Source organism: Gilliamella sp. W8128, assembly GCF_016100545.1.
Taxonomy (GTDB): domain Bacteria; phylum Pseudomonadota; class Gammaproteobacteria; order Enterobacterales; family Orbaceae; genus Gilliamella; species Gilliamella apis.
On the sequence record NZ_JACFSE010000005.1, the window covers coordinates 241720 to 258635 of the forward strand.

General features: G+C 36.9%; 9 protein-coding genes and 1 CRISPR repeat array. Of the genes, 2 read left to right on the top strand and 7 right to left on the bottom strand.

Annotated features, from left to right (window positions below; all coding sequences use genetic code 11):
- Positions 1–97: 97 nt before the first annotated feature.
- A complete protein-coding gene (locus H3U97_RS06945; RefSeq protein WP_065578488.1) occupies positions 98–406 on the bottom strand; it encodes a hypothetical protein in 309 nt (102 codons plus the stop codon).
- A 301-nt stretch (positions 407–707) separates the two neighbouring features.
- Here H3U97_RS06945 and rlmKL point away from each other — a divergent pair, with 301 nt between their 5' ends.
- Entirely contained in the window at positions 708–2828 is a 2121-nt protein-coding gene (gene rlmKL / locus H3U97_RS06950) for a bifunctional 23S rRNA (guanine(2069)-N(7))-methyltransferase RlmK/23S rRNA (guanine(2445)-N(2))-methyltransferase RlmL (RefSeq protein ID WP_198198588.1), read from the top strand.
- A 249-nt stretch (positions 2829–3077) separates the two neighbouring features.
- Positions 3078–4448 (top strand): MFS transporter, encoded by a 1371-nt coding sequence (locus tag H3U97_RS06955; protein ID WP_198198589.1) that lies wholly within the window; start codon positions 3078–3080, stop codon positions 4446–4448.
- 53 nt (positions 4449–4501) lie between these two features.
- On the opposite strand, the gene H3U97_RS06960 is transcribed toward H3U97_RS06955, so the two are convergent.
- The 6 genes from H3U97_RS06960 to H3U97_RS06985 all read right to left on the bottom strand — a co-directional run.
- Positions 4502–4798, bottom strand: a complete 297-nt coding sequence (locus H3U97_RS06960) for a helix-turn-helix transcriptional regulator (protein WP_198198590.1) — start codon at positions 4796–4798, stop codon at positions 4502–4504.
- Between the two features lie 751 nt (positions 4799–5549).
- Positions 5550–6905 (bottom strand): hypothetical protein, encoded by a 1356-nt coding sequence (locus tag H3U97_RS06965; protein WP_198198591.1) that lies wholly within the window; start codon positions 6903–6905, stop codon positions 5550–5552.
- Between the two features lie 598 nt (positions 6906–7503).
- On the bottom strand, positions 7504–8904 hold the full coding sequence (locus H3U97_RS06970) for a hypothetical protein (RefSeq protein WP_198198592.1): 1401 nt from the start codon (positions 8902–8904) through the stop codon (positions 7504–7506).
- Between the two features lie 1333 nt (positions 8905–10237).
- Entirely contained in the window at positions 10238–11650 is a 1413-nt protein-coding gene (locus H3U97_RS06975; RefSeq protein WP_146207943.1) for a hypothetical protein, read from the bottom strand.
- A 470-nt stretch (positions 11651–12120) separates the two neighbouring features.
- Positions 12121–12269: direct repeats of the CRISPR family, unit length 28 nt; unit sequence TTTCTAAACTACCTACACGGTAGTGAAC.
- Positions 12270–12785: 516 nt separating this feature from the next.
- Positions 12786–14213, bottom strand: a complete 1428-nt coding sequence (locus tag H3U97_RS06980; RefSeq protein ID WP_198198593.1) for a hypothetical protein — start codon at positions 14211–14213, stop codon at positions 12786–12788.
- A 1260-nt stretch (positions 14214–15473) separates the two neighbouring features.
- The coding region (locus H3U97_RS06985; protein WP_232343771.1) for a hypothetical protein at positions 15474–16916 on the bottom strand (1443 nt) is incomplete at its 5' end.

Consider the following 16916-nt stretch of genomic DNA (forward strand, 5'->3'; position numbering starts at 1 on the left):
GTTGGTGAAAAAACAATCCATATTAATTCTGTTTTTGGTCTCAGCTAAATACATCGAAGGTTAGTTAGCAAATTGATTTTTCAATCTAGGTGGGGGATTATGCCGCAGTGTTTTTTTTGCGGAAAATTAAAAATAAAATAAATGCATTGAACATCATTACTACATGATATATAACAAAAAATAGATAAATACCAATTCCTGAATCTGCGGCCATAGAAGCTAATACTGGAGACATAAATGCTGTGCTAAAGATATTAATACCAAAAATAGTACCAGAAATATTCGGTTGTTTAACAAAAGTAATTAACGCCAAAAAACTACATAACATAGCTAAAATTAAACCGAAAAATGGAATAAAAACAGATATTATAGCTATAATTAATCCAACAATTGATAGTACTTTCATTTTACCTCTATCCAAAAAGATGCTTAATTAAATCTACTAATTAAATAATTTATTATAAAATTAATCTGAAACCAAAGCCTATGTATATTAACAAATTATGATAAATAGATAAAACAATTTCCACTTATATTAACTAACAGTTAATTTATATAAAAATAAACTTTCAAAACCCATACCTTTGTATAAATTATCATGATTCTGCTTATTTTCTATTTGTTTATAGATTGTTTAGTTTGACCATTTCCCACTGTTGCAATTAGTCGGTATAATGCCTGCAATTTTATTGTTAAGTGGATTATGCATGAAAACGCTATTTGCCAGCACCTCTCGCGGGCTTGAAGAGTTATTAAAAAAAGAGTTAGAAAATATTGGCGCGATAAATTGTAAAGTGTCGCAAGGTGGTGTCTATTACGATGCTGATCCATCAACCATGTACCAATCGCTATTGTGGTCTCGTTTAGCTTCTCGGATTTTATTGCCGATTGCTGAGTTTGATATTTATAGCGATTTAGATCTCTATTCATGTGTAATGAATATCAAATGGAGCGATATTTTTGCGGTCGATAACTCATTTATGATTAACTTTGTTGGTGTTAATGACTTTATTCGCAACAGTCAATATGGCGCACTGAAAATCAAAGATGCTATTGTTGATCACTTTATGCGTCAAACCAATCAACGCCCAAATGTTGCTAAACAAAATCCAGATATTCGTTTACATGCTTATCTAAACAAAAATCGAGTTACCTTATCATTAGATTTAAGTGGTGAAAGCCTACATCAACGTGGTTATCGACAACAAACAGGCCAAGCACCATTAAAAGAGAACTTAGCTGCAGCAATTATTCGCCGCTCAGGCTGGCAAACAGATGAACCTCTTATCGATCCAATGTGTGGTTCAGGAACCTTACTAATCGAAGCTGCGATGATGGCGTCTAACATTCCACCGGGACTGTTACGTAAACAGTGGGGATTTTTTGCTTGGCAAGGATTTAATCCAACACTGTGGAATGAGTTACTCTTCGCGGCCAAGCACAAAGTAAAAAAAGCGACAACGCCTTTCATTGGTTATGACAATAACCCTGCGGTGTTAGAGCGCGCCAAGCAAAATGCTATCCAAGCTGGAGTTGGTGATTTAATTACTTTTGCTGTGCAGGATGTGACTCAATTAACTAATCCATTTGAGCACCAGATACATGGCATGATCATCAGCAATCCGCCTTATGGTGAACGATTAGAAAGTGAACCTGCATTGGTTGCCCTGCACTCTGCACTTGGTCGTCAAATTAAGCAACAATTTGCTGGGTGGCGACTATCGCTATTTAGTGGTGCGCCACAACTGTTAGATTGTTTGCAAATGCGAGCCGACAAACAGTTTAAAGCTAAAAATGGCCCTTTAGATTGTGTACAAAAAAATTATACCATTGCTGATCGTCAAATCGATAAGCCGGTTACGTCACCAAATTTACCCGCAGCCGATTTTGCCAATCGCCTAAGTAAAAATTGCCAAAGATTTGCAAAATGGGCAAGCCAAGAACAACTTGAATGTTATCGCCTTTATGATGCAGATTTACCTGAATATAACGTGGCTATCGATCGTTATAAAGACAAAATTGTGATACAAGAATATGCCGCGCCAAAAAATATTGATCCGCAAAAAACGCGACAACGACTATTTGATATTATTAATGCTACTATGTCGGTACTGGAGTTAACTGCTGACCAATTGGTACTAAAAACTCGCGAAAAGCAAAAAGGCAAACAACAATATCAAAAACTTGGGCAAAAACAGGATTACTTCTTAGTCGATGAATATCCTATTAATCAACACAAAACGCAGTTTTGGGTTAATGTGGTCGATTATTTAGATACCGGTTTATTTTTGGATCACCGTCTAGCCAGAAAAATGATCGGCCAAATGAGCGCGGGTAAAGACTTTTTAAATCTATTTGCCTACACAGGTAGCGCAACCGTTTACGCCGGTCTTGGTGGCGCAAAATCAACCACGACCGTTGATATGTCACGCACCTATTTAGAGTGGGCTGATCGTAATTTAAAACAAAATGGCTTAACCGGAAAAAAACATCGATTGATACAAGCCGACTGCTTGCTCTATTTATCACAGGCGGATGAACAGTTTGATTTGATTTTTATCGATCCTCCAACATTTTCCAACTCTAAACGGATGAATGATACCTTTGATGTTCAGCGTGATCATCTTAAATTAATGGGTGATTTAAAACGCTTACTTAGACCAAATGGAGTAATAGTATTTTCAAACAATAAACGTGGCTTCAAAATGGATGCCGATGGTATGCAAAAACTAGGGCTAACATTTAAAGATATCACCGATAAAACTCTATCGCTTGATTTTAAACGCAATAAACAGATCCACTGCTGTTTTATCGTTAAACATCAATAATAAATAAAATACCGCCGCAAGGCGGTAAATTCTTCCATCTTCTTTAATAATTGAATCAACTTTATCTTAGCAATTAGCTATCGGTTATTCGGTTTGTTTTTATTCATTTAAATGATAAAATAGTTAAACAACTAATGAACTATTAAACTATAAACTCAAATAAATTAGATACCATATAGCTTAATAGATTAAAAAATCCAAATTAAGAAAATTATTTTGCCCAATATAGCCAAGCAGGAAGTTGACAATATGCAAGAAAGAAAGGTTAATTCATCAGCTATCATTATTTTAACTTCTTTAGGATTTTTCATGTCAATGATCGATTCAATGATAGTTACCACAGCCACTACCGCCATAAGGCATGATTTTCAAATATCGGTAAATGTATTACAGTGGTTGTTGAACATTTATAATATAACCATAGCGGCATTACTACTGGTTGGTGTATCACTGGGCGAAAAAATAGGCAGAAAAAAAGTCTATCTAATTGGTATTGCGATTTTCACTATTGCTTCTATATTTTGTGCTTTATCGACTAGTATTACCTTATTAATTATATCTCGAATGATACAGGCTGTTGGTGCTTGTGTTATGACGCCAATGTCCATGGCAATTTTAACACATTCATTACCCGTTGATATACGCGGAAAAGCTTTAGGAATATGGAGCGGCATTGGTGGTTTAGCACTAATTGTCGGGCCAGTTTTAGGTGGATTTATTGTCGCAACTTTATCATGGCAATGGATATTTTGGATTAATTTGCCTATTGGAATAATAACAATCTATTTTGCTCATAATTTATTACCTGAAAGTAAAGGTAAGGATGATAAGTTGAACTTTACTGATATTCTGCTTATTGCCATCTCTTCCGCCGGGATAATATGGTCATTATCCACCATAACAACAAATACCACACATGTTATAACGATTATTACCGGATTATCTAGCCTCGCACTAGCTATTTTATTTATTGTTAGGCAAAAAATAAGTTCTACCCCTATGATTCCTTTAAGACTATTTCGCACCAAGGTATTCACTAATGGTAACATTGCAACTTTTTTATTATATGCCTCGATGTTTGGCGTGTTATTCTTTTTGCCACAATTTTTTTTAGTACTAGAAAACGTTAATCCACTCGTGGCAGGATTACAATTATTACCTTGGACAGCAACATTAGTCGTTATCGCACCTTTTGCAGGCAGCGCTGTAGATAGATTTGGCGAAAGGATTATTGCAACATTAGGATTATTCTTACAGGGGATCGGTTATCTATTAATTATTTTTTTATTTAATGCAACTGATTCATATATAGCAATGGCAATACCTTTAATGATCGCTGGTATGGGACTTTCGATGGCAGGACCGGCTCTGCAAAAAGCGGTGTTAAGCGCTGTCGAACCAATATATTTAGGGAAAGCATCAGGAGTATATAATATATTTCGCTTATTTGGTGGAGCAATAGGTACCACAATATGCGTAATTGTATTTAATATTTTCGGCGGAACCACTAATTCAACAGCTTTTGCCGAAGGATTTGATGCCGTTATTATTACTGCTGGTCTGATATCATTATTAGGAATAGTTTTTTCAATAAGGTTAACAGCAAGGGATAAAAAATAATATTTGATAAAATCAAAGCGATAAATTCAACAATAAATCAATATTTGAGTATTTTAAAGATTATCAAAAAACCCGGTAACATATTTATCAAATGTTGATTTATTAAGCCATACATATTTTTCCCTAGCACTCTTTCTTACATTAATTAATTCTGCTTGTTGTAATAACCTAAAATGATAAGTTCCTGAGGGTTTACTAATACCAACTGCTTGACCAATTTCACCACAGATAACCTCTGTTTCTATACTTTTTAAATATTTAATGATTTCTATTCTAACCGGATCAGATAATGCTTTGAAAATAAGCACCATTTTTTCATTAAATTGGTTATCAATTGTACTATTATTCATCATATTTACAGAGTTAATTATAATTAAACATGATTATAACATGTGGTGAATTTATTCACCTAAAAAACTCCTTTACTAAACTTTTCTAGTTTGGTGGATTTCGAGTGTTATAATTTTAATTAATTTTAATCTACCTACACGGTAGTGAACAGTTACAAATGGTTTTACAAAAGCAACACGTGATTTTAATCTACCTACACGGTAGTGAACTAGAATCCGATATACTATAAATGCAGTTGGCAAAAAGGCAAAGTCTATTTTTGCCAATAAAAACCCTTTTTTTGAGCCACTTTTTAATATATTGATTTTTAAATATTTTATTTTAAGTCAAAAAAAAGGGTTAGCAATAAGTAGGAATTTAAGGTTCAAAAACCCCGTTCCTCAATTTTTTTGGTTCGCTGAGTTTCGGACGTTTTGTTGTTTGGTGGTTATTTCTATACGCTGATTACGTCCGAGTTAAGAGGGTTGGCGCGAACCCTCTTTACAATCTCCCGCGGCGACTACGCAAGTGGTCACTACGTGACTGCCTTCCGCCTTCGTTCGCTGTTAACGCTCCTTGCCAAACATCCCTGTTTGCCATGCTAACCTCACTCTATGGTCAGCACATTGCGAATGTCGCGCCACAAAATCGTTTTTATCGCCGACTTCGTTAACGTCAACGCCATTGCCTTAGCAAGGCAATGATTGTTTAACGGCTTAACGTTATTTTTCTTATCCTCAGCTTCAATACCTAAGAACTAAGAAATAATTGCTAAGGATAGACACAGAGTCCGTATCGGGGGAGTCTATTCCAGGGTTCAAGGGCATCGGGAGAAACATCACGATAAACCCCACCATTTGTCCAGGTAACCACAAAGAAATTCTGACGACTAAATTCATCCGACGTCCAATATAGTCCTACGATATCGTTTGTTATAGGGTTGTGGTTGAAGCCGAAGTTAGCATCCCTGTAATAGTTCATCTTCCCCCATTCCGTGAAAAATCCTGCACCAATGTGACGACTGTAACGATTAGAAGATATCCGAGGCTCTGCACCTTGACAATCTCTTGGCCACGAACAATTCGGATTCGTCGCATTTGTTAAATCCTTGACCTTTGGCACACGGTATCCAATCCTATTACACCAAGATGATACCCCAGCCTGGCTAATTCCAGAACGACCACGATTAACAATCCACTGCTTTAACTCAAATCCATATTTGAGCACCGCATTACCATGACTATCACGACCAACTAACTCAAATACCTGCGGTAAAGATGGTGTGGCGATTTCACCAGATGTACTAACAGGACCCGTTAGGGTGACTCGAACGCGGGTACTTGTTGAATTGGTCATCGTCGCCGTAATACCTTCATGAGAAACCGGCGCCCAAGATAAGGCCTGATTATTACCAACAATATCTAAATCAAAAAACAAATTATGAGCACCCGTAGTCGGGAAGTTTAAACCATAAGACGACGGCGTAACTGACTGTGGTCGAAAACCACTAAACCAGCCAGAATTCAACTCAGGTTTAACATAACAAATCGCTGGTGCGGTCTTAGGATTAATATAATAAGTGGCATTACCTGCATTAAAACGACTTTCATTAGGTACACCATAACGTGTTGTTAATCTACCTTCAGTATTTGATAAGGTTAATTTATATGGTGAATTACAACTAGTCAGCACTTCATTACGGGCAACACGAAAACCGTCTTTACCAACAATCAATAAATTTAAACTACCGGTAGCGGTGACACCATTAACTCCCTGACCATCGCCATCATCATCCCCCCAATAATTATAAGGTGTGCCAATAAGTGAGCTTAATGCAATAGAATTAGTATTCGTTGGTACTAACATACCAATATCCGCAAAACTCTGACCAGCAACAGGTAAAACGATAGGATTGTCTAAACTTGAATTATTGGTTGTGGGAGTAAATGTTCTACCATCAGAAAGGGATATCCCGAGTAGTGCTGCGGTATTTGTTACTCGGGTTCGACCACCATCAAAGGTTAAATAAGGTGCTGAACCATAAATGATATTGGTCGTTTTAGTGGTTAATGCATAGTTAGCAAAAGAGATAGACTGTAAAACAACCATGGTTAATACCAAAACCATCGGCCGAGATAAACAGACTAAACCAAGAAATTTTGAAAAATTTTGCTGAAATTTCGAAAATTGCTGAAAGAATAAATTGTAGTGAAATAATAAACGGTGTGAGCTTAATTTTAGAGAGGTGAAATTATAGGTTGGGCAGGTTGCGTGTTGCGTGTTGCGTGTTGAAAATTATAATCCATATCAGATATCCTTGTCAATCCAATTTTATGATTTATTTAAAATTTTAAGCCTAATGGCATAAAATTTATCCATTCGTATAAATATGCTATAAAAGTATAGTGATTGCAAAAAACCATGCAACTTTTTTTGATGGTTTAATTGTTAACTTTTGTAAAGATTAATGTAATATTACCGCTTAATTACTCGCTTAAAGCCGTGGAGCGTTATAGTAATACACACAGATAATTCCATTTTTGCCCCACTTTTATATAAGTCAAATCAGCGACAATAACATTCGCTTTTACACCCACAGTAAAATTTCGCTGTAATACGTTGGCAATTGCTACTGAATTAACTTCTTTAGAATGGTTTTTATACCGTTTAACTCTAATCGGTTTGAGTTTATATTTCCTAATAAATTTCCCTAAAATTTAAAAAACTAAGGGGCAACGCAAATTGTGTGGCTATAAGTGCCACTTGTATCATCTGAGTTAAATTTGAAGATACCACCACCAGTGGCATATACACCAAATTGTTCACCATTTTTATTGGTATCTAATGTCCAATAGTGATTTAAGCCAAATTCAGCATCTTTATAACTAGTATACATATTTCCCCATTCTGCAAATAAGCCAGCATTAATTTGACGCTTATAATAATTACCATCTGATGCAGGTGAAGCACCGGATGAACCTTCACAATTATCCCCACTCCATAACCCCAAACAAGCAGCATTAGTCAAATCTTCTACTTTGGGCATATTGTAGCCAATCGCTGAACACCATCTTGATGTATTGGAATATGAATAGTCATTGGTACTACGGTTAACAAACCATTGTTTTAAGACAAATCCATATTTGACAACAGCATTACCATTGTTATCCCTACCAACTAATTCAAATACCTGTGGTAAATTTGGCTTAAATATATGGCCTGGAGAGTCCGAATCCCATTGTTCTGGTTTAGCAAAGGGACCTGTCAATGTTACTTTAACACTTGTACCAGTAGAATTATTAGGGGTAATAGTTGCCGTGATCTTACTTTGAGTGACCGGTGCCCAGCTCAGGGCTCGACCATTAACAATTTCTAAATCAAAGATCAAATTATTAGCACCAGTTGTTGGGAAGTTTAAATTGTAAGATGATGGATCAGTAGATTGCACAATAAACCCCTTTTGGTCTTTCCAGATATCAGCAGAACCACTAAAATTTAGTCCGTCATATATTCCACTATGTTCTAAAGAAGGCTTCGCAAAACAAACCTCAGGAATTAATTTAGGGGTTATATAATAAGTCGCATTACTTGCATTAAAATTATTTTGATTAGGAACGCCATACTGAGTACTTAACGTTCCATCTGTACTAATTAAGGTTATTTTATATGGTGCGTTACAGTTTGATAATACATCTTTACGTGCAACAGCTTGATTATATTTATCAACTATTGATAAACTTAAGCCACCACTAACTGAGACTCCATCTATACCCTGACCATCGCCATCATCATCCCCCCAATAATTATTGGGCGCACCAATAACTGAACTTAATTCAATAGAATCAGTATCCGTTGGTATAAACATACCAATATCATTAAAACTCTGACCAGCAACAGGTAAAACGATAGGATTGTCTAAACTTGAATCATTGGCTGTGGGAGTAAATGTTCTACCATCAGAAAGAGATATCCCGAGTAGCGCTTCGGTATTTGTCGCCCGGGTACGACCGCCATCGAAGGTTAAATAAGGCGCTGAACCTTGAATAATATTGGTCGTTTTTGTGGTTAATGCATAATTAGCAAAAGAGATAGACTGTAAAACAACCATGGTTAATACCAAAACCATCGGCCGAGATAAAAAGGCTAAAATAAGAAATTTTGAGAAATTTTGCCGAATTTGCTGGAAAAATAAATTGTAGTGAGATAATAGATCGTGCGAGCTTAACTTTACTAACGTTAAATTATAGGTTGGGCAGGTTTGGTGTTTGGTGTTTGGTGTTGTAAATTATAATGCATTTTGACGTTCCTGTCAAGTAATTACCTGTTTTATTTGATTTTATTTTATTTCAATCGGCTAAATATCCATCGGATATTGTTTATTATAAACACTGAAAGTATAGTCATAAAAAAAATCTAAGCAATAGTATTTAATTGTTTATTTGTTAAATTTTGTAAATATTATTATTAAGTTAGGTTATTAAAACATAGTTTTAATTCTTGAAAATGTATTTTTCAATTTTGGGGTATAACATACGATATAAATATTAGAGAGATTGCATCATTTCTAAACTACCTACACGGTAGTGAACCATTCAGTACAATTTTTGGTGAATCGCTGGGATTTCTAAGCTACCTACACGGCAGTAAACCGCTTGAATGTGAGCGTGTCGACGGTGGTTATTTTCTAAGCTACCTACACGGCAGTAAACTAGAATCCAATATACTATAAATGCAGTTGGCAAAAAGGCAAAGTCCATTTTTACCAATAAAAACCCTTTTTTTAAGTGATTTTTTAATATATTGATTTTTAATCATTTTATTTTAAGTTAAAAAAAAGGGTTAGCAATAAGTAGGAATTTAAGTTTTAAAAACCCCGTTCCTCAAAATTTTTTAGTTTTTTATTTTTTAGTTCTTTGAGTTTCGGACGTTTGTTGTTTTGTGGTTGTTTCTATACGGTGATTACGTCCGAGTTAAGAGGGTTGGCGCGAACCCTCTTTACAATCTCCCGCGGCGACCACGCAAGTGGTCACGATGTGACTGCCTTCCGCCTGCGTTCGGTCTTAACGCACCGGCTGTGATTTGTTCCTGACAAAGCACCGCCTTGGCAAACATCCCTGTTTGCCATGCTAACCTCTCTCAGTTGTCAGCACATTGCGAATGTCGCTAAATAAGAAGCACTAAACTAATTTATAAAAATAAACTCTTATTATTGGAACTAGCTGATGTTATAACTAGCGTTAGCGATTTATTGGCGGGATTTTAGGCTTTAAAAACCCCGTTCCTCAAGTTTTTTGGTTGTTTGAGTTTCGGACGTTTTGTTGTTTTGCGGTTGTTTCTATACGGTGAATACGTCCGAGTTAAGAGGGTTGGCGCCAACCCTCTTTACCATCTCCCGCGGCGACCACGCAAGTGGTCACTGCGTGACTACAACCACAAGACTAATAAGTGAAAAATAAGACCTAAGGATAAATACAAAGCCCATGCCTATTATCTTTAGCACCATTTTGATATACATCACCACCGTCCGAGTTAACGACAAAGTGGTTACTACCTGTTTCATCACTTGTCCAATAATCGTAGCCGCTGCCAAAGTTGGCACCAATGTAAGTGAACGCGTAGCCCCACTCAGCAAAAAAACCAGATCCAATACGTCGCTGATAATAATTATTAGGTGCTGAAGGCGTGGCTCCGACCGCACCTTGACAGTGAGAACCAGAAGCAACACCTTGACAACTTGCATTAGTTAAATCTTGAACCTTAGGCATACGATATCCTATATTAGTACACCAAGATGATGCATTAGAATAATTGTAATAAATATTTCCACGATTGATAATCCACTGCTTTAACACAAAACCATATTTTACGACTTCATTACCAAGACTATCTCGACCAACTAACTCAAATGTTTGAGGTAATGTCGGATGTCCTATACTTCCCAAATTACTTGAATTAATGGAACTCCATTGCAATGGTGTAGCTACAGGGCCTTCTAAAAGAACTCTAACGCTTGTACCTGAAGCATTAGGCGTCATAGTAGCCTTAATATCGCCATTAGGTGAAACAGGAGCCCAAGATAATGGACCACTATTTATTATATCTAAATCAAAATACAAATTATTAGCACCAACAGTAGGGAAGTTTAAATCATATGATGATGGTAAAACTGATTGTGTAAGAAAACCTTTATCAGGGTTCCAAATAGAGGCAGGACCTGAATATAGTGGTACTGCACCGTTAGTTAAACTTGGTTTAGCAAAACATACTGAAGACGTTGTCTTAGAATTGATATAATAGGTAACATTACTTGGGTTAAAACTACTACTTTTAGGTATACCATAAAGAGTGGTTAATGAACCTGCTGTACTCGATAAAATTAATTTATACGGCGATTTACAAGCAGTAAGCATATCATTACGTGCAACCGGTTGGTTATTTTTATCTACAATAGTTAATTTTAAACTACCAGTAACAATTATACCACTAGGATCCTGACCATCACCGTCATCATCACCCCAATAATTATATGGTTGACCTATGAGAGCATTTAAACCAATTTCATTAGTATCAGTAGGTACCATCATGTCAATATCGGTAAAACGCTGATAATCCTTAGGTAATTTGATAGGCGTTGATGGACTTGAATTATTCGTTGTTGGGGTATATTTAGTACCATCGGATAGGCTTATCCAAAGAAGCCCATCAGTATTAGTCACTCGAGTTTCACCTCCATCAAATGTTAAATATGGCGCATTACCATGTATAGGTTTTGATGTTTTAGCCGTTAATGCGTGGCTGGTATAGGAAGTTATTAGCAACAAGCTAAACGATAACCATAAAAAGATCTGCCGAGACAAAAATGATTGAAGCAAGGATCGCGCAAAATTTCGTGGGATCTCGCTTATAGCAAAAAATGAATATTGAGAGCTTAACTTTGATGAATTTAAATTATAAGTTGGGCAGGTTGGGTGTTGGGTGTTGTAAATTATAATGCATTTTAACATCCTTTGTCAAGTAATCTCATGTTTTATTTTACTTTATTTCATCTTAACCGACTAAATCACCACCAAATATTGCGATTAAAATTATCTGTAAAGTATAGTGTCTGAAAAAAATCGACGCAACTGCATTTAATAGTTTAATTGTTAAATTTTGTAAATATTATTATAAAGTTATATCATTAAAATATAGTTTTAATTTTTAAAAATGTATTTTTCAACTTTTGGGTATAACATAGGATATAAATATTAAACAGATTTCATCAATCCCTTTTAAAATTCTATTTTTAACCTACTCAATAAGCAGTGTACTACTTGATGTTACCTATACTGCCACTTATATATTTCTAAACTACCTACACGGTAGTGAACATTGTTATCATTTATGCCCGACTTTTGTACGTTTTCTAAACTACCTACACGGTAGTGAACACATTGTGCCGTTTAGATTCGGACTCTGTCAGTTTCTAAACTACCTACACGGTAGTGAACTAGAACCCGATATACTATAAATGTTGTTGGCAAAAAGGCAAAGCGCAATTTTACTATTAAAAACCCTTTTTTAAGTGATTTTTTAATATATTGATTTTCAATCATTTTATTTTAAGTTAAAAAAAAGGGTTAGCAATAAGTAGGAATTTAAGGTTCAAAAACCCCTCTCCTCAAAATTTTTGGTTGTTTGAGTTTCGGACGTTTGTTGTTTTGCGGTTGTTTCTATACGGTGATTACGTCCGAGTTAAGAGGGTTGGCGCGAACCCTCTTTACCATCTCCCGCGGCGACCACGCAAGTGGTCACGATGTGACTGCCTTCCGCCTTCGTTCGCTGTTAACGCACCGGCTGTGATTTGTTCCTGACAAAGCACCGCCTTGGCAAACATCCCTGTTTGCCATGCTAACCTTACTCAGTTGTCAGCACATTGCCAATGTCGCGCCACAAAATCGCTTTTTATCGCCCTAACGTTATTTTTCTTATCCTCAGCTTCAATACCTAAGAACTAAAAAATAATAGCTAAGGATAGACACAGAGTCCGTTTGGTTCGGTGAGATAGTCTCTCCTCCTGTTAACCAAAAAACCATCAGGGATAACAGTCAAAAAAGCTCTTTTACTGTTATTATCAACCGGCTCCGCCCTATCTTGCGTCCAATAGATTCTTACGAAATTGGCACCAATGTAATGGTCCATCCGCCCCCATTCCGTGAAAAATCCTGCACCAATGTGACGCATGTAATAATAAACACTATCTGACGAAGGCGTTGCCACTTCTAAATATTGACATTCACCAACACCACTTAGGTCCATACAAGACGCATTAGTTAAATCCTTGACCTTTACCTGACGGTATCTAATCTTATTACACCAAACCGCCATCGTATTCTCTCCACTAGCATAAGTACCACGATTAACAAACCACTGCTTTAACACAAATCCATATTTGACCACCGCATTACCACTGCTATCACGACCGACTAACTCAAATGTCTGCGGTAAAGATGGTCTACCGATGCTACCTGGATTTTCTGAGTACCATTGCGAGCGTGTAGCAACAGGACCCGTAAGGGTGACTCGAACACTGGTACTTGTTGAATCGGTCATCGTCGCCGTAATACCACCATGAGAAACCGGCGCCCAAGATAAGGCCTGATTATTACCACTAATATCTAAATCAAAATACAAATTATGAGCACCAGTAGTCGGGAAGTTTAAACCATAAAACGACGGTGTAACTGACTGTGGTAGAAAACCCTTCCTAGGGTTCCATATGTCAGCAGGACCAGCAAAATTAACCCACGTCCTATTGTTATAATCTCGGCTCCAGTCACCAAATATTAAATTAGGTCTTGCAAAACAAATCACTGGCGCTGCCTTAGGATTAATATAATAAGTGGCATTACCTGCACTAAAACGACTTTCATTAGGTACACCATAACGTGTTGTTAATGTACCGTTAGTATTAGATAAGGTTAGTTTATAAGGTGCTTTACCGTTACAAATATCAAGCACTTCATTACGGGCAACAGCTCGATTATTTTTATCGACAATAGATAAATTTAAACTACCGGTAGCGGTGATACCATCAATCCCCTGACCATCGCCATCATCATCACCCCAATAATTATAAGGTGTGCCAATAAGTGAACTTAATGCAATAGAATTAGTATTCCTTGGTACTAACATACCAATATCCGCAGAACTCTGACCAGCAACAGGTAATTCGATAGGATTAGTTGAACTCGAATTATTGGTTGTGGGGGTGAATGTTCTACCATCAGAAAGCGATATCCCGAGTAGCGCTTCGGTATTTGTTACCCGGGTACGACCACCATCAAAGGTTAAATAAGGTGCTGAGCCATAAATAATATTGGTCGTTTTAGTGGTTAATGCATAGTTAGCAAAAGAGATAGACTGTAAAACAACCACAATTAATACCAAAACCATCGGCCGAGATAAAAAGGCTAAACCAAGAAATTTTGAAAAATTTTGCCGGAATTTCGGAAATTTCGAAAATTGCTGAAATAATAAACTGCGGTTAAATAATAAACGGTGTGAGCTTAACTTTAGAAAGGTGAAATTATAGGTTGGGCAGGTTGCGTGTTGCGTGTTGCGTGTTGAAAATTATAATCCATATCAGATATCCTTGTCAATCCAATTTTATGATTTATTTAAAATTTTAAGCCTAATGGCATAAAATTTATCCATTCGTATAAATATGCTATAAAAGTATAGTGATTGCAAAAAACCATGCAACTTTTTTTGATGGTTTAATTGTTAACTTTTGTAAAGAAGAATACTGATAGCCCGAAAACAGCATCGGTTATTTGCTGTTTATTAGAAATAATAGACCTTTTATACCCTCTTAAAAAATCAACATTTTTAATATTAATAATTTGCAGATTAGGTTTTTGATTTTGATAATTTTATAATCGTTTTTAGAAGGTATTTTGCGTTTCAAAAACCCCGTTCCTCAATTTTTTTTGGTTGTTTGAGTTTCGGACGTTTTGTTGTTTTGCGATTATTTCTATACGGCGATTACGTCCGAGTTAAGAGGGTTGCCGCGAACCCTCTTTACCATCTCCCGCGGCGACCACGCAAGTGGTCACGATGTGACTGCCTTCCGCCTTCGTTCGCTTTTAACGCACCGGCTGTGATTTGTTCCTGACAAAGCACCGCCTTGGCAAACATCCCTGTTTGCCATGCTAACCTCTCTCAGTTGTCAGCACATTGCGAAAGTCGCTAAATTAAATACACCAAACTTATTTGCCAAAATAAATTTTTATTATTGGAACTAGCTGATGTTATAACTAGCGTTAGCGATTTATTGGCGGGATTTTAGGCTTTAAAAACCCTGTTCCTCAAAATTTTTTATTCTTTGAGTTTCGGACGTTTGTTGTTTGGTGGTTGTTTCTATACGGTGATTACGTCCGAGTTAAGAGGGTTGGCGCCAACCCTCTTTACAATCTCCCGCGGCGACCACGCAAGTGGTCACGATGTGACTACCTTCCGCCTTCGTTCGCTTTTAACGCACCGGCTGTGATTTGTTCCTGACAAAGCACCGCCTTGGCAAACATCCCTGTTTGCCATGCTAATCTCACTCAGTTGTCAGCACATTGCGAATGTCGCACCACAAAATCGTTTTTATCGCCCTAACACTATTTTTCTTATCCTTAGCTTCAATTCCTAAGAACTAAGAAATAATAGCTAAGGATAGACACAGAGTCCGGACAGGTAGTAATTACTATCATCCAAAAATCGGATTTTCACTTCACTATTTCCCCATACTACAAAATGGGCGTTATTATACATCTCAGGCTTATCACTAGTCCAATTATTGCCAATAACGGGGGTATAGTACTCACCTAGCCCCCATTCCGAGTACAATCCAGCACCAATGTAATCACGATAGAAATTATTAGGTGACGAAGGTGTTGCCGTTAATGCATTTATTTCATTTGCATGATATTCACAAACCCCTGTGTTATCTCTCAGACAAGACGCATTAGTTAATTCCTTGACCTTTGGAACACGGTATCCTCCAATCTTATTACACCAAGATTCCACGCTAGAATAGCTATATCCATATATACTACCACTACCACCACGACCAACAAACCACTGCTTTAACTCAAATCCATATTTGACCACCGCATTACCTCTTCTATCACGACCGACTAACTCAAATGTCTGCGGTAAAGATGGTCTGGCGATTCTACTTGGATTATCTGATTGCATTTGATTATAGTCTGTAACGGCAGGACCCGTTAGGGTGACTCGAACGCTGGTACTTGTTGAATTGGTCATCGTTGCCGTAATACCACCATGAGAAACCGTAGCCCAAGATAAGGCCCGACTAATACCACCAATAGCTAAATAAAACCAAAACTTATTAGCACCAGTAGTCGGGAAGTTTAAACCATAAGACGATGGTGTAACTGACTGTACTAGAAAACCCTTATCAGGGTCCCATATGGAAGTATCAATACTATCTTTTTGATAATGAAAGCCTGGTTCTATCCTAGGTACTGCATAACAAATCTTTGGCGTCGTTTCCTTAGGATTAATATAATAAGTGGCATTACCTGCCGTAAAACGACTTTCATTAGGTACCCCATAACGTGTTTTTAATGTGCCGTTAGTATTAGATAACGTTAGTTTATAAGGCACTTTACCGTTACAAATATCAAGCACTTCATTACGGGCAACAGGATTATTGTCTTTATCAACAATAGATAAATTTAAACTACCGGTAGCGGTGACACCACCAATCCCCTGACCATCACCATCATCATCTCCCCAATAATTATATGGTGTGCCAATAAGTGAACTTAATGCAATAGAATTAGTATTCGTTGGTACTAACATACCAATATCCGCAAAACTCTGACCAGCAACAGGTAAAACGATAGGATTAGTTGAACTCGAATTATTGGTTGTCGGAGTAAATGTTCTACCATCAGAAAGGGTTATCCCGAGTAGTGCTGCGGTATTTGTTATCCGGGTACGACCACCATCAAAGGTTAAATAAGGTGCTGAGCCATAAATAATATTGGTCGTTTTAGTGGTTAATGCATAATTAGAAAAAGAGATAGACTGTAAAACAATCACGGTTAATACCAAAACCATCGGCCGAGATAAAAAGGCTAA